This window comes from Streptosporangium sp. NPDC023825, assembly GCF_040639575.1.
Classification (GTDB): domain Bacteria; phylum Actinomycetota; class Actinomycetes; order Streptosporangiales; family Streptosporangiaceae; genus Streptosporangium.
This window is the reverse complement of sequence record NZ_JBFAAE010000002.1, coordinates 271904-294017: the sequence shown is the minus strand read 5'-3', so window position 1 is coordinate 294017 and position 22114 is coordinate 271904. Positions and strand designations below refer to the sequence as shown.

The 22114-nt window shown below is 70.9% G+C and carries 19 protein-coding genes; 9 read left to right on the top strand and 10 right to left on the bottom strand.

Annotation, left to right across the window (positions count from 1 at the left end):
- Window positions 1-2034 carry an FAD/NAD(P)-binding protein gene (locus tag AB0G15_RS03085; protein ID WP_362834774.1) on the bottom strand — a complete coding sequence of 678 codons (2034 nt, stop codon included), beginning with the start codon at window positions 2032-2034 and terminating at the stop codon, window positions 1-3.
- A gap of 517 nt (window positions 2035-2551) precedes the next feature.
- Here AB0G15_RS03085 and AB0G15_RS03080 point away from each other — a divergent pair.
- From AB0G15_RS03080 to AB0G15_RS03070, 3 genes are all read left to right on the top strand, one after another.
- Window positions 2552-2752, top strand: coding sequence for a hypothetical protein (locus AB0G15_RS03080; RefSeq protein WP_362689711.1), 201 nt, complete (start codon window positions 2552-2554; stop codon window positions 2750-2752).
- A 156-nt stretch (window positions 2753-2908) separates the two neighbouring features.
- Window positions 2909-4504 (top strand): SPFH domain-containing protein, encoded by a 1596-nt coding sequence (locus AB0G15_RS03075; protein WP_362834773.1) that lies wholly within the window; start codon window positions 2909-2911, stop codon window positions 4502-4504.
- A 260-nt stretch (window positions 4505-4764) separates the two neighbouring features.
- Complete coding sequence (locus AB0G15_RS03070; RefSeq protein WP_362834772.1) at window positions 4765-5037, top strand: GlsB/YeaQ/YmgE family stress response membrane protein; 273 nt, start codon at window positions 4765-4767, stop codon at window positions 5035-5037.
- Window positions 5038-5189: 152 nt separating this feature from the next.
- On the opposite strand, the gene AB0G15_RS03065 is transcribed toward AB0G15_RS03070, so the two are convergent.
- The gene (locus tag AB0G15_RS03065; RefSeq protein ID WP_362834771.1) at window positions 5190-6233 is read right to left on the bottom strand and encodes a helix-turn-helix domain-containing protein; all 1044 of its coding nucleotides are present in this window, start codon (window positions 6231-6233) and stop codon (window positions 5190-5192) included.
- 129 nt (window positions 6234-6362) lie between these two features.
- Here AB0G15_RS03065 and AB0G15_RS03060 point away from each other — a divergent pair, with 129 nt between their 5' ends.
- Window positions 6363-7301 (top strand): NAD(P)-binding domain-containing protein, encoded by a 939-nt coding sequence (locus tag AB0G15_RS03060; protein ID WP_362834770.1) that lies wholly within the window; start codon window positions 6363-6365, stop codon window positions 7299-7301.
- Between the two features lie 190 nt (window positions 7302-7491).
- On the opposite strand, the gene AB0G15_RS03055 is transcribed toward AB0G15_RS03060, so the two are convergent.
- On the bottom strand, window positions 7492-8148 hold the full coding sequence (locus tag AB0G15_RS03055) for a hypothetical protein (protein WP_362834769.1): 657 nt from the start codon (window positions 8146-8148) through the stop codon (window positions 7492-7494).
- Entirely contained in the window at window positions 8145-8801 is a 657-nt protein-coding gene (locus tag AB0G15_RS03050) for an RNA polymerase sigma factor (protein WP_362834768.1), read from the bottom strand. The genes AB0G15_RS03055 and AB0G15_RS03050 overlap by 4 nt, the downstream gene beginning before the upstream one ends.
- A gap of 176 nt (window positions 8802-8977) precedes the next feature.
- On the opposite strand from AB0G15_RS03050, the gene AB0G15_RS03045 reads away from it, so the two are divergent.
- The 3 genes from AB0G15_RS03045 (at window position 8978) to AB0G15_RS03035 (ending at window position 10980) form a co-directional block, all read left to right on the top strand.
- Complete coding sequence (locus AB0G15_RS03045) at window positions 8978-9565, top strand: helix-turn-helix domain-containing protein (RefSeq protein ID WP_362834767.1); 588 nt, start codon at window positions 8978-8980, stop codon at window positions 9563-9565.
- Complete coding sequence (locus AB0G15_RS03040) at window positions 9562-10296, top strand: SRPBCC domain-containing protein (RefSeq protein ID WP_362834766.1); 735 nt, start codon at window positions 9562-9564, stop codon at window positions 10294-10296. Before AB0G15_RS03045 ends, AB0G15_RS03040 begins: the two co-directional genes overlap by 4 nt.
- A gap of 93 nt (window positions 10297-10389) precedes the next feature.
- A complete protein-coding gene (locus tag AB0G15_RS03035) occupies window positions 10390-10980 on the top strand; it encodes a dihydrofolate reductase family protein (RefSeq protein ID WP_362834765.1) in 591 nt (196 codons plus the stop codon).
- Window positions 10981-11214: 234 nt separating this feature from the next.
- On the opposite strand, the gene AB0G15_RS03030 is transcribed toward AB0G15_RS03035, so the two are convergent.
- Complete coding sequence (locus AB0G15_RS03030) at window positions 11215-12204, bottom strand: AraC family transcriptional regulator (RefSeq protein WP_362834764.1); 990 nt, start codon at window positions 12202-12204, stop codon at window positions 11215-11217.
- A 184-nt stretch (window positions 12205-12388) separates the two neighbouring features.
- Between AB0G15_RS03030 and AB0G15_RS03025 the strand changes: the two genes are divergently transcribed.
- On the top strand, window positions 12389-13057 hold the full coding sequence (locus AB0G15_RS03025; RefSeq protein ID WP_362834763.1) for an alpha/beta hydrolase: 669 nt from the start codon (window positions 12389-12391) through the stop codon (window positions 13055-13057).
- Window positions 13058-13112: 55 nt separating this feature from the next.
- Here the strand turns inward: AB0G15_RS03025 and AB0G15_RS03020 are convergent, their stop codons facing one another.
- From AB0G15_RS03020 to wecB, 5 genes are all read right to left on the bottom strand, one after another.
- Window positions 13113-14006: an aldo/keto reductase gene (locus AB0G15_RS03020; RefSeq protein ID WP_362834762.1), complete on the bottom strand. Its 894-nt coding sequence runs from the start codon at window positions 14004-14006 to the stop codon at window positions 13113-13115.
- 153 nt (window positions 14007-14159) lie between these two features.
- Window positions 14160-15047 carry a hypothetical protein gene (locus tag AB0G15_RS03015; protein WP_362834761.1) on the bottom strand — a complete coding sequence of 296 codons (888 nt, stop codon included), beginning with the start codon at window positions 15045-15047 and terminating at the stop codon, window positions 14160-14162.
- Window positions 15047-15595 (bottom strand): RNA polymerase sigma factor, encoded by a 549-nt coding sequence (locus tag AB0G15_RS03010; protein ID WP_362834760.1) that lies wholly within the window; start codon window positions 15593-15595, stop codon window positions 15047-15049. The genes AB0G15_RS03015 and AB0G15_RS03010 overlap by 1 nt, the downstream gene beginning before the upstream one ends.
- A gap of 876 nt (window positions 15596-16471) precedes the next feature.
- Window positions 16472-18529, bottom strand: a complete 2058-nt coding sequence (locus tag AB0G15_RS03005; protein WP_362834759.1) for a glycosyltransferase — start codon at window positions 18527-18529, stop codon at window positions 16472-16474.
- Window positions 18530-18592: 63 nt separating this feature from the next.
- Window positions 18593-19762 (bottom strand): UDP-N-acetylglucosamine 2-epimerase (non-hydrolyzing), encoded by a 1170-nt coding sequence (gene wecB, locus AB0G15_RS03000; RefSeq protein WP_362834758.1) that lies wholly within the window; start codon window positions 19760-19762, stop codon window positions 18593-18595.
- Window positions 19763-20154: 392 nt separating this feature from the next.
- Here wecB and AB0G15_RS02995 point away from each other — a divergent pair, with 392 nt between their 5' ends.
- Window positions 20155-22008, top strand: a complete 1854-nt coding sequence (locus AB0G15_RS02995; protein ID WP_362834757.1) for a glycosyltransferase — start codon at window positions 20155-20157, stop codon at window positions 22006-22008.
- Window positions 22009-22114: the final 106 nt, after the last annotated feature.

Here is a 22114-nt window from a genome sequence, read left to right as displayed (position 1 = left end):
TCAGATCCGGATCGGCCCGCCGGAGGGGCGCGGCGGCCGGCTCTGGAGCTCCGCGACCGCGCGATAGGCGGCGGTGACGGCCGCGTCGGCGCGGGCGGCGGGAACGGAGTCGGAGTTGGCGATCGCGATCCGGCCGTGCGGCCTGCGGGCGACGGCCGCCGGAGGCTGCCCGTCGGGGTAGAAGTCGAGGTCCCACGGGGTGGCGTACTCGGGCGCGTAGCCGTGTCCCCACCGGTTGACCGTGATCGCCTCGATGTCGCGGGCCGCGTCGAAGCCCCCCGGGCCGAGCAGCCGGGTGAGCTGGTCGCGGATGCTGTACTCCAGGTGCTCGTACGGCGTCTCGATCAGGGCGTACCGTCCGGCGACCGAGCCGTGCGCGGGTGACACGCCGGGGGTGACGGGGGTGCTGACCATGTGCACGGCGATCGGCTCCTCGGGGCTCCTCGGGGACCGGTAGCCGCCGAGGTCGGCCGGGTCGTCGAGCTCGGCCACGCACCAGCGGGCGCCGGTGAACCGGACGCGCCTGATCCCCAGCTCCCGCCAGGCCCGCCAGTCGCGGAGCTGGACCGTCGCGTACAGCAGGGGCACCTTGACCGACCGCCGCAGCGCCGCCCGTTGCGCGGGCGGGAGGTCGCCGACCAGGTAGGGGATCATCGAGTTCCAGCAGGCCAGGATCACGCTTCCCGCCCGTACGGTCCGCACCCGCTCGCCGTCGAAGTAACCGACCGTGGCACCGGCGGCCGTGCCGGGGGCCGCGCCGGGGAGGCCGTCGTTGGCGGCCGAGACCACCGGGCTGGACAGGCGCACCCGGACCCGGTTGCCCGGCCGGTCGAGCACGCCGTAGTCGAAGCTCGCGGTGGTGATGTCGTTCACGCCGGCGGCGGTGGCGAAACCGGGGATCATCCGGGCGGCCATCATCCGGACGATCGCCTGGTTGCCCTCGGGGAAGCGGCAGGCGCGAGGTTCGCCCGCGTCCCACTCCTTGATCACGGTCGGGGAGTTGTACCTGGACGGCTTGGACCTGTCGAGCCCGAGCCCCTGGAACCCCGCGTACCGGTGCTCGTCGGCACGGCCCCAGGCGTCGATCGCGCCGAAGGCGTCGGAGCCGTAGGCCCACTCGTCGCTCGGCATGGTCCTGACGAACGCCAACACGTCCGGGTGGACCCCGCAGACGTCCCTGAGGAAACCCGTGTAGGTCAGCCGGGCCAGCCGCTCCTGTTTCTCCTCGGCGGACAGGCCGGGGAACCAGTCGGGCGGATCGCCGTACAGCAGGAGCAGGTCCTTTTTCGCCCGCTCCGCGACGGGCAGCTCGGCGATCCACCGGGCGGCGCTCTCGCCGGGCGTGAGCACGACGAGCTTCTCCGCGTTCCCGGCCGGGAACGCCTCCCGGTCGCAGAAGACGCCCTCGTGCATCCCCAGGCTCGCGTACAGTCCCCGGCCGGCGGGTTCGCCGAGCCTCTCGGGGTGGATGCCCAGCTTGGCGAGCAGATCCCTGCCCTCGGGGGTCCACGCCGACGGGTGCTCCATCGACCGCGAGCCGCCGTACGCGACCAGCGGCCCCTTCCTGGCCGCCGGACGGAACTCGTTGCGCAGGGCGTGCCCGCCGATGTCGTCGTGGTTGTCGAGGATCAGGATCCGCGCGGCGGGGTCGCGCTCCAGCCACCGGTGGGCCGCGCTGAGGCCGCTGATCCCCGCGCCGACCACGACCAGGTCGTAGTGCTCGCCGGTGGGCTCCGGCGTGCCCGCGTGCGGCCAGAACCGCTGGTCGCGGAGGGCGTGGGGCACGCTGAGCGCCTCCGCGGTGTCGCCGCGCAGTCCCGTGAGAGACGGCGGATAGGACATGTCAGGTGAAAGCTCCAGATTCTCCGGGGGTGCGGGAGGGGTGTCGTTCCCACCGCCGGCCCCGGTCAGCGAGCACGCCGCCGCGATCCCGGTGGCCGCGATCACCCCATCGAAGAAGTCTCGACGGGAGATGGGGCGGTCCATGCCGAGTTCCAGGGCATTACGGGGATTGATCTCGTGAGGATCGGTCATGGGGCGATCCTCACGATGTGAATGGATCGGCGGGGCCGCCTCGCTGCGTTTTCGGGAAGTTTTTACCCGGGCCATTAACGCGCTGTCGTGACATCTCCTACATGAGAGTCATGTCATGGTGGCTGGGAATTAAAGGGGGAGAGGGGGTGATGCGGCTTCGGTGTCGCCTGGGTTTATCCGATCCGGGAAAATCCGGGAAAAGACGCCCGCGCCGCGAGTGGCCCGGTACGCGCCCCACGCCACCCTCGGGCCGGCCTCACCGCGTTCCCGCTGCTCCGCGCCCTTCCGATGCCGCTTCCCGGTGATTCCGCGGGGCGGGGAAGACGTGTCCTCCGGATTACCGGATAATCCGGAACGTTATGGCCACTCGGCTCGTTACCCGTATAAAATCAAACCAGGGGATTCGTGATGGATCCGGCGCCTCCGTGTGTGTCGCCGGGCGGTGAGGCGCGGCATGCCGGGGGGCGGCCTCCGCATTCGCTTTTTCCCTTTTGACGGATGTCACGGGGAGTATCGCGTGATCGGTAAGCAGGGAAGAGTCACCGGAAGGATCGGCCCGGGCCTGGTCGGGGAGGTGATGGTGGCGGTTCGCGGGGGCGTCGAGGCGTTCTACGCCCATCCGACGGTCCCGGACGAGGAGATCGCCCCGTCCTCGATCGTCGTGGTCGTCGAGTTCTTCCCACCGCGCACGATCTACGTCGCCCGCGCGCTCCCCTGACCCCTTTGCGACCCGCCCCCGGCCCCCTTCACCCCGGTTCCCTTCACCTCGGCTCCCCTGAGCCCTCCAACCCCCGCTCCCTCGAACCCGATCCCCCTCGCTCTCCCCTGTTCTCCCCCACTCTCCCCTGCTCTCCCCCACACCGCGGAGGCCGAGATGCCCACGGAGTACCTCGTCATAGGGGGCGTAGCCCTTGTCGCCCTTCTCATCATGATCCTGCTGTTCAAGACCGTCTGGCGGGTGGCGGAGCCCAACGAGGCGCTGATCATCTCCGGTCTCGGCGCCCGGGGTAACTCCACGGACGCCGACAGCCTCGGGTTCAGGATCGTCACCGGCAAGGGCACCTCCGTGCTCCCCGGTTTCCAGACCGCGCGCCGCCTGCGCCTGGACAGCCGCGCCGCCAACCTCCAGGTCTCCTGCGTCACCCAGCAGGGCATCCCGGTGGTCGTACGGGGCGTCGTGATCTACAAGGTCGGCGACGACCTGCACTCGATCGCCAACTCCGCCCGGCGCTTCCTGGACCAGCAGGACTCGATGAACGGCGCCATCCACGAACTGTTCACCGGTCACCTGCGCTCGATCATCGGCAACCTCACCGTCGAGGACCTCATCCTCAACCGCGAGCGGCTGACCGGCGAGACCCGGGCCTCGGCCGCCGACGAGATGATCAGACTCGGTCTGATCGTCGACTCCCTGCAGATCCAGGAGATCGAGGACGGGACGGGCTACATCACCAACCTCGGCAAGCCGCACGCCGCCAGCATCGCCGCCGCGGCCCGCATCGCCGAGGCCCAGCGTGACCAGGAGGCCACCCAGGCCGAGCAGATCGCCGCCGCCAACAAGGCCGCGGCGTGGCGCGACTCGCAGATCAAGCAGGCCGTCTACCAGGCCGAGATCGACGAGGCCCAGGCCAGGTCCCGCCAGGCGGGGCCGCTCTCCGAGGCGTCCGCCCGGCAGGAGGTCGTCGTCCAGGAGACCCGCGCGGCCGAGCTCGAGGCCGCGCTGGCCGAGCAGCGGCTCCAGGCCCAGGTCCGCAAACCCGCGGACGCCAGGGCGTACGAGACCGTGACGGTCTCCCGGGCCGAGCGCGACGCCCGCATCGCCCAGGCCGAGGCCGAGGCGCGCGAGACCGAACTCCGCGCCGCCGCGCAGGCGTCGCAGGTCAAACAGGCCGCCGCGGCCGAGGCGGAGTCCGTGCGGCTGCGCGGTATCGCCACCGCCGAGGCGACGAAGGTCACCGGTTTCGGCGAGGCGGAGTCCGCCAGGGCCCGCGGCCTGGCCGCCGCCGACGCCTCCAAGGCGCAGGGGCTCGCGGAGGCCGACGCCGCCAGGGCGAAGGGCCTGGCGGCCGCCGACGCGATCCGGGCCCGCGCCGAGGCCCTCGCCGAGAACCAGGAGGCGGTCATCGCCCAGCAGCTCGCCGAGAAGTGGCCCCAGATCGTCGAGGCGGGTGCGAAGGCCTTCGGCAACGTCGACCACATGGTCGTCCTCAACGGCGCCCAGGGTGTCGAGGAGATGCTCGCCAAGGCCCTCACCCTCGGCGGCGCCGGCCTCGGGCTCGTCCGCTCCCTCCTGAACACCGTCACCCCCGCGGCCACCCCGGACACTCCCGCCCCCGTCAAAGCCGTCCCCGCCACCCCCGCTTCCGGCGCGGCCACCTCGGGCACGGCCGCCCCCGGTGGAACCGACGGGACCACACCCTCGGAAAGAGGAGCCACACCCCCCGAAAAACCTGCCACCTTCGCCCCCTGACCCTCTGTCCTCGCCGTCTCCTCCAGATTTCTCCGGCGGATTTCTCCGGCGGATCCCCCGGGGAGCGGATGGGGGCGGTGGGGCTTTCGGGGCAGGCGGGACCGGGTTTCCCCCGAGTACGGTCGCGGGTCAGGACCGGCCTGAGACCTCCGCGCGACGGACTCGTGACCAGCGGCCACTAATTCGGGGCACCCCGTTATGTGTTGTTCCTTTTTTCCAGGGCATACGCCTGGCAGCTGAGCAGACAGGGAGCGTGGAACATGACAGTCACCGGCATCATTACCGCCATTGTTATCGGCGCCATCATTGGTGCCCTGGGTCGGCTCGTCGTGCCCGGCAAGCAGGGCATCCCGATCTGGCTGACCATCGTGATCGGTATCGTCGCCGCACTCATCGGCACCGCGATCGCCGGAGCCCTGGGGGTCTCCGCTACGACCGGTATCGACTGGATCGAGCTGATCATCCAGATCGCCCTGGCCGCAGTCGGCGTCATCCTGGCGGTGAGCCTGTACGGCAGGCGAGGCGTCCGCTAGTCCGTGCCCCGGGGTGGCCGGTTTCCGCGGGGAGACCCGAGGAAATCCGGAGACCACCACCCCTGGCACCTGCGACGGCTCCGTCCCGGATCCTTCCGGGGCGGGGCCGTCGTCGTTCTCCGTACCGCCCTCGGACGCGCCCCCGGCCAGGCTCAGTCGTTCCCCGCCGGGTGGCCTTTTCCCGTGGAGAAGCCCGTGGAGAAGCCCGTAGAGGGGCCCGCGGAGGGGAAGGCGCGCCGGTAGTCGGTGGGCGACACCCCGAAGTGGAGCGCGAAGTGGTGGCGCAGGTTGTTCGCGGTGCCGAGCCCGCTGTGTTCGCTGACCTTGTCGACCGGCAGGTCCGTCGCCTCCAGCAGGCTCTGCGCGCGGGCGAGCCGCTGGTTGAGCAGCCATCTCATCGGGGTGGTCCCGGTGGTGGCACGCAGGCGCCGGTGGAAGGTGCGCGGGCTCATCCCGGCACGTTCGGCCAGCGCCTCGACCGTGAGCGGGCGGTCGAGGTTCTCCACGGCCCAGTGCAGCACGGGGGCGATGCCGTCGTCGTCGGTCACGGGCACCACCTGCTCCACGAACTGGGCCTGACCGCCCGGCCGGTGCGCGGGAACCACCATGAGGCGGGCCAGCTGGTTGGCCACCCGCGCGCCGAGATCGCGCCGGACCAGGTGCAGGCACAGATCGAGCCCGCCGCTGAGACCGGCGCTGGTGAGCACGTCGCCGTCGTCGACGTACAGCACCGACTCGTCGACCCGTACCTTCGGATAGCGCCTGGCCAGGGTGGGGATGTGCGACCAGTGGGCGGTTGCGCGACGGCCGTCGAGGAGTCCGGCCGCGGCGAGCGCGAAGGCGCCGTTGCAGAGGGAGACCATGCGCGCGCCGGCGGCGGCGGCCCGGCGGAGCGCGCCGAGAAGTTCCCCGGGGAGTTCCAGGTCGCCGTCGATGCAGGCCTCTGGCACCGCGGGAACGATCACGGTGTCGGCGTCGGCCAGGCGGTCCATCCCGTGGGGGGTGTTCAGGACGAAGCCGGGGCCGGTGCGCGCGGTGCCCGGCCGTATGCCGCACAGCCACAGGTCATACCACGGGTCGGCCAGGTCGGTGTGGGGCACGCCGAAGACCGTGCAGGCGATGCCCAGCTCGTACATGTCCCACATCGGGATGGAGTCGTCGTTGATCACGGCCAGGGCGACGGAACCGGCTCTCATGATCGCCACCCTATGGCGGGAATTTGGCGCATGTCGTCAGTCCTGCCACTTTCAGGCCGTCACGGGCGCTGCGAGGCTGATCGCGGGCCGGAACCACCGGCGCCGTATCGTCGAATGGGGAACGAGCGGATGACTCGCACGACAAGCAGTGACGGAAACGACGGCCGCCCCGCGGTGACGGTCATCGGACTGGGCCTGATGGGCCGGGCACTGGCCGGGACCCTCCTGGCCGGGGGCCACCCGACGACGGTGTGGAACCGCACCCGCGGTAAGGCCGACGAGCTGGTCGCCGCCGGAGCGGTGGAGGCGGACACGGTCGCGGAGGCGATCGTCGCGAGCCCGCTGGTGATCGTTTGCGTACGGGACTACGACGCCGTACGCGAGGTCCTCGACCCGGTGGGCGACGCCCTGGCGGGCCGCGTCCTGGTGAACCTCACCTCCGGTTCCTCGGACCAGGCCCGTGAGACGGCCGGGTGGGCCGGCGACCGCGACGCCGGGTATCTGGACGGGGCGATCATGATGACGCCGCCGGGTATCGGCAGTCCCGGCGCCGTCATCCTGTACGGCGGGCCTCACGAGATCTTCGCGGCGCACCGGCCCACGCTGGAACTGCTCGGGGGCGGGACCGCCCATCTGAGCGCCGACGCGGGCATCCCGTCGCTGTACGACGTGGCCCTGCTCGGCATCATGTGGGGGACCTTCAACAGTTTCCTGCACGCCGTGGCGCTGGTCGGCACCGAGAAGATCGCGGCGACGACGTTCCTGCCGTACGCGACCGGCTGGCTCGCCGCCGTGGCCTCGTTCCTGCCGGAGCACGCCCGTCAGATCGACGCGGGGAAGTATCTGGACAGGGAGGCCACGCTCGAAACCCACCTGTCCCCGGTCGAACACCTCATCCACGAGAGCCGGGTCCGGGGCGTCGACGCCGCGATGCCCGAGTACACCAGGGCTCTCGTCGAGGAGGCGATCGCCGGAGGCCACGCGCTCGACGGCTACGCGCGCATCATCGAGCACTTCCGGGGAGTCCCTTCCCCGGCCCTCGCCGTGATCGAGGATCGCCGCCCGTGACGAACCTCTGATCCCGCCTCGCCGCCGGATGCGGGCCCGCGCCGTCCGCGGCTGCCGTACCGCCCTCGGACGCGACCCCGGCCGGACGGTCACCCGGTCACCCGGACGCGCGACTCCGGAAGCCCGGCACGCGCGGCCTCTCTCCCGGCCCACCGGTGGGCCGGGGTCCGCACACCCGCGGAAGGGGTGGTCAGCCGCCCGTGGACGGACCGAGGGGAGCCTCGGTGCTGTCGACCAGCTCGCAGTCGGCCACGGGTCCGTCGGAAACGCGCGCCCAGATGCCCGCGACCGTCAGGTGCGGCTGCCCGGAGACGCTGAACTCCAGCACCGCGACCTGGCCGTTTTTGACGGCCCTGGGGTCGATCGTGAAGCCGGACTCCTGGGCCTCCGGTCCCGGCCAGACCAGGAGGGGAACCTCCTCCCTGGCCAGGAAGCTCCGGCTGCGGGGCTGCGGGCTGCACTTCTTGCCCCTGGGGATGTAGTCCACCACCGCGTTGAGCCCCATGGCCCGCAGATCCGCCTGCAGGCTCTTGGGCTCCCTGGCCTCGTTGATGGTGACGAAGATGGTGCCGTCGTCATTCTTGGAGATGGCATAGGCCGCGCCGCCGCCGAGGGCGAGCGGGGCGGCGATCGCCGCGGCGGCGGCCAGCGCCAAGGTCAGGAGGGCAGGGCGCGGTAGCCGCCACTTCGGCGTGGCGGGCCGGGCGTCCTGGCGTATCTCGCTCATCAAGAACTCCTTGAGCGGCCGGTGACGGCCCGCCGGAAGGTCCCGCTCCACCGGGAGCGGCAGCAACCGGGCCAGTTCCTCGATCTGATCGCGATCGGGCCGGGGCTTGGCGGTATTCACAGGGTTTTCTCCCGAACGAACCGGACCGCGTTCTCGCGGTCACCTTCTACCTGTCCGGACCGCCCTCGCGGTTCCCGGTCTTCTCCCACCGCCGCCGTTGTGACCGCGTCCGCGCCCGTATTCACGACCGCGCCCGTGGCGACCTTCCGCAGCCTCTTCCGCGCCCGCGAGAGCCGGGAGCGGACCGTGCCCACCGGCACGCCGAGAGCCTCCGCCGCCTCGGCGTACCCGAGCCCGGCCCACACGCACAGTGCGAGCACCTCCCGCTCTGGCCTGCGCAGCGCGTCCAGGGCTGTCCGCACCGAGGCCAGCAGCTCGCCGTCGTCGACGCGGGCCGCGACCTCCTCGGCGATGTCCGGCGTCGCCTCGCCCGGAGGCAATCTGCCCAACGCGTCCGCGTGCCGCCGGGCGGCACGCCTGATGTTGCGGGCCACGTTGGTCGCGACGCCCAGCAGCCAGGGCCGCAGCGAGCCGCCGTCCGTGTCGACCCTGCTCCGCAGCCGCCACGCCTCGAGGAAGGTCAGGGACACCACGTCCTCGGCGGCCGACCAGTCGCCGGTCAGCCGGAAGGCGTGGTTGTAGACCGAGCGTGCGTGGTCGTCGAACAGCTTGCTGAAGGAGTCCGGATCCCCGGCGCGTATCCGGGCACGCATAGTCGTTTCCACACACATGTACTGTCCGCTCGAACCCGCTGGTTCCTGAAATTCCAGGACATCATCTTCAGACGCTCGTGGCACCCGTACGACCCCGGCCGACGGCCGGCCAGGTCCGCGACACCGGAAAATAAGACTTCCTTGACAATATAATTTGTCGGTCATAGTCTGTGGTCATGCAGGACATCGCCGTGATCGAGGACCCGGCCGCCGCCGAGGCCTCGCTGGACCCCATCCGGGCCCGGCTGCTGGCCGAGCTGAGCGAGCCCGGTTCCGCGACCATGCTGGCGGCCAAGGTCGGCCTCCCTCGCCAGAAGGTCAACTACCACCTGAAGACGCTGGAGGCGCACGGGCTCGTCGAGATGATCGAGGAGCGGCGCAAGGGCAACGTCAACGAGCGCATCATGCGCGCGACCGCGGCCTCCTACGTGATCTCCCCGACCGCGCTGGCGTCGGTCGAGCCCGACCCGGCACGTTCCCCCGACCAGCTGTCGGCGGGCTGGCTGCTCGCCGTCGCGGCCCGGCTGGTCCGCGACGTCGGGACGCTCATCACCGGCGCCGCCAAGGCGCGCAAGCGCGTCGCGACCTTCGCCATCGACGGTGAGGTGCGCTTCGCCTCGGCCGCCGACCGGGCCGCGTTCGCCCAGGAGCTCGCCGGAGCGGTCACGGTCCTGGTGGCCAAGTATCACGACGAGTCCGCCGAGAAAGGCCGCGACCACCGGATCGTCGTCGCCGTCCACCCGAGCGTGAAGGAAACCCGATGACGCACCCGTTCGAACTGAGCCAGGAGATCGAGCTCGCCGCCACCCCCGAGCAGGTCTGGGACGCGATCGCGACCGGGCCGGGCGTCGACTCCTGGTTCATGGGACGCACCGAGCTCGGCACGTCCGCCGGCGGCCCGGCCCATCTCACGGTGATGGGCCACACCCAGCAGGCCACGATCACCGCCTACGAGCCCGGCACCCGCCTCGCGACCCGCGGCGCGGAGGCTCCCGACGGCCGGTTCATGGCGATGGAGTATCTCGTCGAGGGGCGCGGCGGCGGCACGACCGTGCTGCGGCTCGTGCAGCACGGCATGCTCGGTGACGACTGGGAGACCGAGTTCGAGGCGATGAAGGCCGGCTGGCCCATCTACCTGGAGACCCTCCGGCAGTATCTCGTCCACTTCACCGGCCGCACCCCGTCGTCGCTCACGGCGGCCTTCCGGCCGGGAGCGGGCGGTCCGGACGCCGTGTGGAAGATCGTCACAGAGTCGCTGGGCGTCACGCCGGGCGTCGAAGAGGGCGACGACGTTCGGCTCCCCGACGGCTCCACCGGGGTCGTCTACTACGCGAACCTGCCCGTCAACCTGGGCGTCCGGACGGACGAGGGCCTGTACCGGTTCATCTACTCCGGCGCCGCCCGCGGCGACGCCCTCGTCCTCGGCCACCAGAAATTCGCGGGCCGCGACGAGCAGGCCGCCTGGGACGCCTGGATGGCCGAGAACTTCGCCTGACCGGCCACTCCCGGCCGGCTCGTCCAGAGCGCGGTAGTGCCACACCTCACCGATACACCCCCTTCCGATACACCCCCTCAAGGAGCGAATCCCATGCGTATCGTGATCATTGAGTTCATGAGCCTCGACGGCGTCGTGCAGGCGCCGGGCGGACCCCAGGAGGACACCGACGGCGGCTTCGCCCACGGCGGCTGGTCGGCCCCGTTCTTCGACCCGGAGGTGGTCGGCGGTGCCTTCGACGACGCGATGAGCGGGGCCGAGGGGCTGCTGTTCGGGCGCCGCACGTGGCAGACCATGGCCGCGGCGTGGCCCGGGCGAGCCGGCGACCCGTTCGCCGACCGGATGAACGCCATCCCGAAGTACGTCGTGTCCCGGACGCTGGACGACGACGAGCTGACGTGGAACAACACCACCCGTATCCCCGGTGACGAGGCCGTCGCCCACATCCGGAAGCTGCGCGAGACCGACGGCGGCGACCTGGTGGTCATGGGAAGCCCCACCCTCGCCCGTACCCTGCTGAGCGAGGGTCTGGCCGACGAGCTCCGGCTCACGGTCATGCCGGTGATCCTCGGCGGCGGAAAGTCGATCTTCCCCGACGACGGTGGCCTGCGCACGCTCGAACTGGTCTCCACGGTCACCAGCGCCGCGGGCGTGAACGTGTGCGTCTACCGGCCGATCGGCTAGGGACGGTTCGGGGTTCGGGTCCGGACGAGGCCCGGTGCCGCCCTCTTTTCCCGGGCGAGCGCCTTCAAGCTCGACCCATGGCCGGTGTCGGCCGTATCTCGTCTGGAACCGGACCCCGGGCCGCTGTACCACCCTGCGACCCACGCCGGCCCGCCTCGTCCTCGTGATCGCCGGATGCCGCGGCGTGTGCGGCCGAGCCCGGAATCCGCCGGCTCGGCCAGGCAGCACGACGGATCACGGGCGTTGTCGCACCTCATCGGCTCGCCCGGCGGAGCGTGGAACAGGTTCACCGTCACCGTGTCGGCCCCGGCGGCGGTACTCGCGCGGGGACGCGCCGGTGACCCGCTTGAACGCGTTGCTCAGCGCGCTCTCCGAACCGTAGCCGACCTCACGAGCGATCGCCGCCACCGTCTCGTCGCCGCGGCGCAGGCGCTGGGCGGTCAGTTCGATCCGCCAACCGGTCAGGTAGTCCAGCGGGCCCTGCCCGACGGCCTGCTTGAACCGGGCGGCCAGCGTCGACCGGGAAACCGCCGCGACCCCGGCCAGCTGGGCCACCGTCCAGGCGTGGGCCGGACGGGCGTGCATGGCCCCCAGCGCCGAGGCCACGATCGGGTCGGTGAGCCCGGCCAGCCAGCCGGACGCGGCGCCCGGCCCGGCGACGGCCAGGTGCAGGCGCAGCAGGTGGATCAGCATGATCATGGCGAGATGCTCGGTGACCAGTGTCGAGGCGAGCGGCCTATCGCGCAGCTCGGCGTCGATCTGCTCGAGCGCCCAGCGCACGGTCGCCGCCTCGGCGGTGCGGCCGGGCACGTGGATCACCGGCGGCAGCACATCGAGCAACAGTTCCCGTGCCCGCTCGCCGAAGTCGAATCGGCCGCCGATGAAGACCACGTCCTCGCCGGTTCCCACCCGGGCCACACCGTCGGTGGCCGCCGCGAAGACCGGGTGGGCCGGAACCGGCCGCACCCCCGGCCCGCTGGCCAAAATGAAGGCGCGTGGCCGGGTGAGCAGGAAGCAGTCGCCCTCGGCCAGATCGATCGGCTCCGGCACGCCGTCGACGGTGAGCAGGCCGTGGCCGCGGCGTACCGCGTTGAACTTGACCGCCGGCGGCGGCTCGAACGACAGCGCCCACTCGCCGCCGGCCACCAGCCCGACGGACAGGCGGCTGGTCGTGCCGACAAGGGTGAGGACGTCGTTGAGGGGATCGACTTGCTGGACGCTCACGCAACTATGTTGCACTCTGGATCATTCCAAGTCCAATCCTTGGAGCTTAGAGTTGCGGGCATGCCATGCGTCGGCACCCGTCCAAAGGCGTATCCCGCCCGCGTCGGGTTCGCCGACGGCCATCGGACCTTCCTGGCGGGCGGGTCGACCGAACTTCGCAAACGAGAACCTTGGAGCACCGTTCATGACTACCGTGATGCTCGTCCACGGCGCCTGGCACCGGCCGACCTGCTGGGCGAAGCTCGAGCCCGAGTTGCACGCCCTCGGCCATGACACGCGTTCGCCGGCGCTACGCAGCTCCGGCGAACATCCCACCGCGGGCATGCATGAGGACGCCGCCGTGCTGGCCGAGGAACTGGCGTCGATCGAGGGGCCGGTCGTGCTGCTCGGTCACTCCTACGGGGGCATCCCGATCACCGAGGCCGCCGCCGGAGCGGGCAACGTCGTGCGGCTGATCTACCTTGCCGCGTACATGCCGGACAAGGGACAGTCGCTGTACACCCTCCACGGCGCTCCCGATCCTGACGACATGAGCGGCCTGTTCCCGCTCATCGACGACCCGCGCACCTCGCTCTACGGCGACCTGACCGACGCCGAGGCCGAACAGGCGATGAGCGAGCTGGTCCAGCAGACCGTCCGATCGTTCGCGGAGAAGGTCGACGCCGCCGCCTGGCGGGACATCCCGTCCACCTACATCGTCGCCGAGCACGACAAGGCCATCCCGCCCGCGCTGCAGGAGCAGATGGCGGTCCAGGCCACCGAGATTCACCGGATCACCAGCGCTCACTGCCCGCTCCTGTCACAGCCACGCCGGCTGGCCGCCCTCGTCGACGAGATCGCGCGGCCGGCCTGAGGGGCGTCGCAGGCGAGAACGGACACCGATCGTCAGTGAGCGGACATCCCGGAGATCAGAAGGTGACCGGGGTCGCCCGTTCGAGGCGGGCGACCTCGTCCTCCGAGAGCCGCAGCGCACCGGCGGCCACGTTGGCGACCAGGTGGTCGGGGTTGCCGGTGCCCGGGATGGCCAGCACGTGCGGCCCGTGCCGCAGCGTCCACGCCAGCCGGACCTGCGCGGGCGTCGCCCCGTGGGCGCGCGCGACGGCGAGGACCTCGTCGTTCTCGGTGCCGCTCGCGCCCGTCTCGCGCCCGTCCCCGGCGATCGCGAAGAACGGCACGAACGCGATGCCCTGCTCGCCGCAGGCGTGCAGGAAATCCCGGCGCTCGGGGCTCGCGCCGAGACCGTACCTGTTCTGCACGCAGACCACCGGGGCGATGGCCAGGGCCTCGGCGAGATGCTTGGGCCTGACGTTGGAGACGCCCAGATGGCGGATCAGCCCGGCGTCGCGCAGTTCGGCCAGCGCGCCGAAGTGCTCGGCGATCGAGTCGGGTCCGTGGCCGCGCAGGTTCACCACGTCGAGGTGGTCGCGGCCGAGCTGGCGGAGGTTCTCCTCGACCTGGCCGCGCAACTGCTCCGGCCTGGCCAGGGGCAGCCACGCCCCCGAAGGGTCCTTGCCCGGCCCGACCTTCGTGGTGATCACCAGATCATCCGGGTACGGGGCCAACGCCCGGTTGATCAGCTCGTTGGCGGAACGCAGCGACGAGAAGTAGAACGCGGCGGTGTCGATGTGGTTCACCCCGAGCTCGACCGCGCGGCGCAGCACGCCGATCGCCCGGTCACGGTCGCTCGGCGTGCCGTCGGCGTTCGCCGTCAGCCGCATCGCGCCGAATCCGATCCGGTTGACGACCAGGTCGCCGAGCTCCCACGTACCCGCCACCGCCGCCGTGACGCTCTCCGAATCCATGGACGAAGTCTGCCACCACCGTCCAACCGCCCAGGAACGCCGACCAGCGGGTGCGGATCCTTGCGAATCCGGACAGCTTCGGAGAGAGGCGATCGCGAAGGCTCCTCGAGGCCCCTGTTCGCGAGGTCGACAACGCGCCGCTCGTCCGAGGGGTCAGGAAGGTCGCGGGCAGGGGTCGCCGGCCATGCCCGGGCCGGGCACCTCGGGCCGCTTGGGTATGGGCGTGACGAACAGGGTGGCCTTGCCCGCCTCGCTCATGTGGCCCTCCTGCACGTACCAGGTGCCGGGCACCGAGGAGCGGGAGCCCTTGCCGTCGAAGTACGTGCCCACGGTCACCCCGCGTTCCCGCAACAGCCCGCGCACGAGATCGACGGACCTGCCGAGGAAGGGCACGCAGTGCAGGGGCTCGCCGACCTCCTGGAGCGGGCGCAGCACGGTGTACCGCTCGCCCTGGTTGGCCTTGCGCCCGAGCGTCACGGTCGCCGACCCGGTGAAGTCGACGGGGACCTTCAGCCCGATCGGGCACTGCCACTGGACGGCGCAGGCTCCCGGCTTCCGGATCGCGGAGACATATTCCTCGCTCCGCTCGATCTCCTCCATACTCCGGCCGTCCATCCTCGTGTCCCAGGTGAAGATGCCGCCCTCGACGGCCGGAGGCACCGGTTCGACCCGCATCCGGATGTCGAGACCGCGCTCGCGGAGCTGGGCCTCGTACAGCTTCGGGTCGGCGAACAGGTCCTTGACGGTGACGACGTAGAAGGCTCCCCGCCGCTCGATGTCCAGCGCGTCGGCCTGGCTGGGGGTCACGCCCAGACCGCCCGGCAGCAGCCCGCCGACCATCACGACGGCGGCGGCGGACCCGGTGACCAGCAGGGCGGCCGTGCGCGGGCGGAGCGGTCCCCGGGAGAGTCGCCGGGTGACGGTGGCGGGCTCACGGGGGGTGGCCGTCAGCTCGTCGAGCAGTTCCAGCGCCCCGGCGGTCAGACCCGGGCCGGGGCCGGGGTCGATGTCGGCGACCATGCGGTCGATCCGGTGCCTCATCACTTCGCCTCCATCAGTTTCGTGGCACGCGAGCCGTACCGGGCCAGGTCGAGACCGGCTGAGGCGAGCTCCTTGGCCAGGCGTTTGCGCGCCCGGTGCAGCCGCACCCGTGCGGAGGGCCGGGAGCAGCCGAGCACGACCGCGATCTCCGTCGCGCCCAACCCCTCCCAGCCGGCGAGTGACAACACCTCGCGGTCGTCGGGCGACAGCCGTCCGAACGCCGCGCGGACCGCGTCCGGGTCCTGCTCCACCGCCGACTCGGCCAGCACGGTCAGCTCCGCGCGCAGCCGTACGGCGAGCGCGCCCTGCCGCTTCTCCCCTCGGCGCTGGTTCGCCAGCACCCGCCGCGCCACGCCGTACAACCACAGCCTGGCCTCGTCCGCCGGAGGGATCTCGCCGACCCTGCGCCAGGCGGTCGCGAATGTCTCGGCGATCGCGTCGGCGGCGTCGTCGGGCGAATCGGTCCGGCGCCGTACGTAGCTCGTCACCGTTTGGTAGTTGGTCATGTAGATCTCCTCGAACTGCTGCTTCGAGTCGGGCGGGGCCACACGGATGTCCTTCCCCCGGGGGTCTGCATCAGAGGAGATGTCCGGATATGCCACGTCGTTACAGCAGAAATCCGAGGATCGTGAAAACGTCGCCGCTCGCCCGGGAGGGGCACGGCCGACGCAGGAGACGGCAGCCGAAACCGGCGTCCTTGGGGAGAGTAGAAGTTCGGCTCAGTGACGACCTGCCAGGACCATGACCCGGTCACCGCGCTTCGGGCTCACGCCGAAACCCCCACCGGCCCGAAGTCGCCGCGTGTGGCCTTACGAGCATGGGCGTAGCGGGCGGGATCGGCCTTGATCCGAGCGCTCGCCCGCCAGCCTGCGATGACCTTCTGTGTGGTGACGTCGACATCCGGTTCCGCGGGAAACGATGGCCACCGGATGGGGCGTTCACCACGACACCGAGGCGGGCACCACCGTCTGGTTCCGTCTGCCAGCGGGCGACGTACTCCCCGACGGAACCCCATAAGCCACCCACGGCGAGCGAGCCCTGGCGAGCGCCCCCTGCGCTCCTTTCCGCGCTGGCGCTTCAGCTACGGTGCCTGGCCACGAACGTCGCCGTACGGATTGCTTCAGCGGCAAAGAGCCCGATGGGCGGCCCGTCGCAAAGCAGCTACGGTCTGCATGGCCTACGGCGAGACGAGTCGTGTGCGGAGGTGGGTGGGTGTTCCGGGCGGCTTATAAGAATCCGCAAGCAGCGCGCCCGCCAGGCCGGAGGCCTGACGCACCGGACGGTCACCAACGACGGCCGCCCGGAGCACCCGCCCACCGGAGCGCGAACCCACCTGACGCGCCGGTTCTTACCTGTCGGGAAGCCTGGCAGAGCAGCCGTCGTGCCCATACCTCAGAAAAACTTTCGGGAACCGCTCCACAACGTCAGATCATGACGTGCGCCTCAGGATGCCCGGCGAAGGAGAACTGGGCGTTGCGGGTGAGCTTGATGTCGTCGGCCTGCCACGTGTGCATGGACTTGTCGCCGCTGCGCCAGTAGACGAAGTTGAACCGGTCGGCCGAGTAGATCTTGACGCGGTCCTCCTTGAGGCGGCGGACCAGCCGGGTGTCCTCGCCGCGCGTGACGTCCTCGAACCCGTAGTGCCGGAACATGTCGGCCTTGCCGAGGAAGGTGCCGCCCTGCACCAGGAAGGCGTACCGGTGCTCCAGCCCGGGCAGGCGCAGCATCGTGGTGTTGCTGCCCTCGAAGTAGGCGTAGTGCGCGCCCTTGCCCACCAGTTCGGCGTCGGAGTAGTCGAAGGCACGGGCCAGATCCGACAGGTAGTGCTCGCCGTACAGGTTGTCGTCGTCCATCTTGGCGATCAGCTCGCCCTCGGCGGCGGCGATGCCCATGTTGAGGCAGGCGCCCAGCGACAGCGACTCGTCGGCGGGCAGGACCACCACGTCGGTGATCCCGGCCATCCGGGCCTTGTCGGCGACGACGACGGGGTCGATGTCGAGGCCGTGCAGGACCATGACGAGCTGGACGGGCCGGTGGATCTGCCGGGCCACCGAGGAGATCGCGTGCTCGATCTGGGAGGCGCGGTTGGTGGGCAGGACCACCGAGATCGACCGGGTCCGCTGCTGCACCGGCTTGCCGAGGATCCCCAGGATCTGGTCGACGCGGTGCGAGAACAGGTGCTTGTCGAAGACCTCGCGCATGGCCAGGTGACCCTGGCGGGCGCGCAGCTCCGGGCTGTTGATCAGGTGCAGGACCTGGTTGTACGACTCCAGCTCGTCACGGGCGATCGGGATCAGCGACCCGAAGGTCTCCTCGATGGCCCGGGACCAGCCGGAGACCATCGACGTCGAGCAGGCCGACAGCTCGAAGACGCGGCGGGCGCACATGGTCGGCGAGTCGAGCACCGAGTTCACGTTGAGGAAGACCTTGTACATCTTGTACGCGGCCAGCATCTGGTCGTACGGCAGCTCGCCCACGATGTGCGGGACGTACTCCTTCGGCCAGGCGTACTTCTCGTCCACGGTGCCGTTGCGGGCGAAGATGTGCAGCCCGAGCTCGCGGATCGGGGCGAGGACGGTCTCCATCTGCTCGCGGCGCTCGGGGTGCTTGTCCCGAAAGTACATGCCCGCGAAGACCACGTCGTTCACGCGCCCGCGCTTGTCCTGGATGGGGTTGTGCACCCGGGGCTGCGCGGCGAACTGCAGGACGTCGACCCGGTCGTGGCCCAGCACCTCGCGGTAGCGGGGGACCATGTCGCCGTCGCAGGTGAAGACGTAGTCGAACAGCTTGGCCGTGTCGATGAAGAAGTCGAAGTTCGGCGGGTCCTCCTTGTTCCAGAAGACCGTGGGGATCCCCTCGGCGCGGCACCAGTCGATGAGGGCGAGCAGCTCGGGCTTGGGAGCCTTCGTGCCGGTCATCTGGTAGCGCCAGCGGCCCTGGTTGCCGTGCCAGGCCGACTCCACGAACAGCAGCTCCGGCCGGCGCTCGGCGAAGATCTCCGGCCAGTCGCGGAGCCCGAACTCGATCTGGTCCCACTCGTACTTGAACGCCATCCGGGAGAAGTCGTCCAGGATGACCGCGACCTTCATGTCGGGGCGGACGATCGGCCCCGCGGGCCACTTGACCTGCGGCACGTCGACCACGGGCCCCTGGTTCTTGAGCTCCTCGACCACCTCGGCCACCGGGCGGGGCGGCTTGGGCCCCTTGCGGGCCTGCAACGCGGAGCGCAGCTTGCCGGGCAGCGCGGTGACCCCAGGACCCTTGGCCGCCGTCAGCGCCTCGGCCACCCGGTAGGGGCGCTGCACCTTGGTCGACTCCAGCTTCCACTGCGCGTAATCGGCCCGCGCCTCGGCGATGGCGAGCCGCCGCTCCAGGTCCTGGACGCGCTCCTCGAGGCGTTCGACGACCTTGCGCTCCTCGGGCAGCCAGTTGATCGGCCCGAGACGCTGGAACTTCGGCTCTTCTGGGGTCTCATCGCTCATGGGGAATCGCCTTTGTCAGGGGTCGTGCCAGCGTACGACCATAGCCGTACCGAAATAGTCGTTTTAAAGGGATTTGGGCGATACCGATTGTCCGGCCGGTGAGAGGTTGCCACCGCGCAGCCAGCTCTCGATCACCCGGGCGATCCGGGGGCCCGCCTTGCCGTCCCAGAGCGGGGGCAGCTCGCCGGACGGCGTCGCCGCGCCGTCCGCCAGCGCGCGATCGGCCGCGGCGGGCAGCTGCGCGGGGGTGACGAGCCGGTTGGTGCCGTGCGTGATGGTGATCGGCCGCTCGGTGTTGGGCCGCACCGTGAGGCAGGGGACGCCCAGCATGGTCGTCTCCTCCTGCACGCCGCCGGAGTCGGTGACGACCAGCGTCGCGCCCCGCACCAGTGACAGGAAGTCCACGTAGCCCAGCGGGTCGACGATGAGGAGGTTGTCCCCGTTCACCAGTCCGGCCTCCGCCAGACGGATCCGGCCGCGCGGGTGCAGCGGCACCACGACCGGGAGGCGCTCGCTCACCGACAGCACGGCGTCGACCAGCTCCTTGGCGGAGGCCGGGTCGTCGACGTTGCCGGGACGGTGCAGGGTGGCCACCGCGTACCGCTCGGGGATGCCGAGCCGGGAGCGGACCGGGGCGGGGTCGAGGTGGTCGAGCGCGGAGAACAGGCTGTCGATCATCGGGTTGCCGACGAGGTGCACCCGGGCCGGGTCGACGCCCTCGGCGGCCAGGTGGGAGAGCGCGTCCGGCGAGGTGGCGAAGAGGATGTCGGACAGGCCGTCGGTGACGACCCGGTTCACCTCCTCGGGCATCTCCCGGTCGAAGGAACGCAGGCCCGCCTCCACGTGCGCGGTCGGCACGTGGAGCTTGGCGCAGACGAGGATCGCGGCCAGCGTCGAGTTCACGTCGCCGTAGACGACGACCAGCGTGGGACGGTGCTCGAGCACCACGTCCTCCAGACCGACCAGCAGCGCCGCCGTCTGGCGGGCGTGCGAGCCGGAACCGACGCCGAGGTTGGCGATCGGCTCGGGGAGACCGAGGTCGGCGAAGAACACGTCCGACATGAGCGCGTCGTAGTGCTGACCGGTGTGGACGATGCCCTGTCGCACCCCGAGTTCGGTGAGCGCGCGCACCACGGGCGCGGCCTTCACGAAGTTGGGACGCGCGCCGAGCACGTGCAGGACGAGGGGATTGTCGGGGCCCTGAGCAGCGCCCGGACGGGCAAAGTCCCTCATTGACCTCGCCTTTCATGCGGCAGTGGGGCAAACGTTGCCTATGGTACGGTCACGGCGTGGTATCCGATGCCAACAGGCCAGACTCCCCCTCGGTTCCAGCGAAGGTTCCGGCGAAGCCCCCGGGTCCGGCGACATCCTCGGTGCCGGCGACACCCTCCCCCTCGGTGACGCCTCCGGCCGTTGAGACCCCCGCCGTCGAGCCCGCCGCTTCGGTGACCCCTCCAGACGTCGAGGCCCCCGCCGAGACCTCGGCTCCGGTGACGCCTCCGGCGGCCGGGACCTCCGCCTCCGCGGAACCGGAACGGTCCGAGACGCCCTCCGTTCCGAAGACGTCCCCCGTCCAGGAGACGCACTCCGTCCAGGAGACGACTCCGGTCGTGGAGGAGCCCGCCGTGGACACGCCCACGGAGCCGCCACCCCCGCCGAGCGCGGAGACGTCCCCGGCCCCGGACACGCTTCCCACCCCGGACACGCATCCCACTCCGGACACGCATCCCACCCCGGACACGCCTCCGGTCTCCGACATGCCCGCGGTCACGGCGAGGCCCTCGGACGAGGACGAGGAGAAGGTCCCCGCGTCGCTCCCGGCGTCGTCCACGCCTCCGGCGGCCCCGGTGTCGGCGAAGTCGGCCAGGGCGGGACTGCGCGGGCTGATCAAGGGCTTCGTCCAGCACCCGGTCATCGTCTCCCGGGTCGTGGCGACCAAGGTGAAGTCCGACCCGGTGCGCGTGGCGCAGGCGGCGGCCGAGACGCTCCCGCCGAGCGTCCGCCCCGTCGTGGGCCGGTTCGCCTGGCCCGTCGCGCGGCGCGCCAAGATCGTCGTGCGCAAGCTCGGCATGCGCCTGGTGAAGGGCCCGTGGAGCGAGGCGAAGGAGCACTTCGACTCCGGCCGGATGAGCGAGGCCGCCGCGGTGCTGCAGGCCCACACGCGCTACCCCTTCATCAAACGCCGGCACGCCTACTACGCCGGAGAGCTGGCCGCGATCCAGCCGAACCCGATCCCGCCCAAGGCGAAGGTGATCGTGGGCGAGCGGTTCCAGGGCCGGGTGCTGCACTGCGTGACCAACGCGCTGCCGTACACGCAGGCCGGATACACCGTCCGCACCCACCGCATCGTCACCTCGCAGAAGGCCGCCGGGCTCGACCCGCACGTCGTGACCAGCTGGGGCTGGCCGATGATGCAGGGTCACGCCGACGCGACGCCGTACGAGGAGATCGACGGCATCCCCTACCACCGGCTGATCCCGAGCGGCGAGGTGCCGTTCGAGAGCCAGGGGCGGATGATCCGCGGCGCCGGAGAGGTGACCGAGCTGGTCAGGACGCTGCGACCGCAGGTGCTGCACGCCGCGACCGACCACCGCAACGGATCGGTGGCGCTGGCGGTGCGCGAGCGCACCGGCACGCCGATGGTCTACGAGGTGCGGGGCTTCCTGGAGGAGACCTGGGCCTCCCGCGACCCCAAGCGCATCGGCAGCCAGCGGCACGTGCTCCAGCGCGACCGCGAGGCGTTCATCATGCGTTCCGCCGACGCCGTGGTCACCCTCGCGGAGACCATGGCCACCGAGATCGTCGAGCGCGGGGTGCCGAGGGAGAAGATCTATCTCGCGCCGAACGCGGTGGACGACGCGCTGCTCACCGCCGAGTACGACGGCGCGGCGTTCCGCGCCGCGTACGGCATCGAGCCCGGTGAGATCGTGATGGGCTCGGTGTCGAGCATCGTGGCCTACGAGGGCTTCGCCACCATGATCAACGCGGCCGCGCTCCTGCGGGACGAGGGCGCGCCGGTCAGGGTGCTGCTCGTCGGCGACGGCGTGGAGCGGGCGGCGCTGCTCGAACAGGTCGAGGAGCTGGGACTGGGCGACATCGCGATCCTGCCGGGACGGGTCGGCCCCGACGAGGCCCTGCAGGCGCAGGCGGCGATCGACATCTTCGTCTGCCCCCGTGAGGACCTGCGCGTCTGCCGACTCGTTACGCCATTGAAACCCGTCGAGGCGATGGCCCTCGGCAAGCCGGTCGTGCTGAGCGACCTGCCCGCCCTCTCCGAGCTCGTGGGCTCCGAAGGGGCCGGGCTTCTGGTGCCCGCGGGAGACCCCGAGGCGCTGGCCAAGGCGATCGCCGGGCTGCGTGACGATCCGGAGCGGAGGGCCGAGATGGGTGAGGCCGGACGGGCCGAGGTGGCGGCGAAGCGTACGTGGAGCCGCATCGCGGAGACTTACCGTGATATTTACCGATCGATTGCTGGTTGATGGTCTCGTGTTGGTAACGGGGAACCCAGTCGTTTGCGATGCGTTCAATCGCATTAGGCGTAGCTCGTTCGGACTTGAGATAGCCTTTGCGACCATGAAGTGTTGT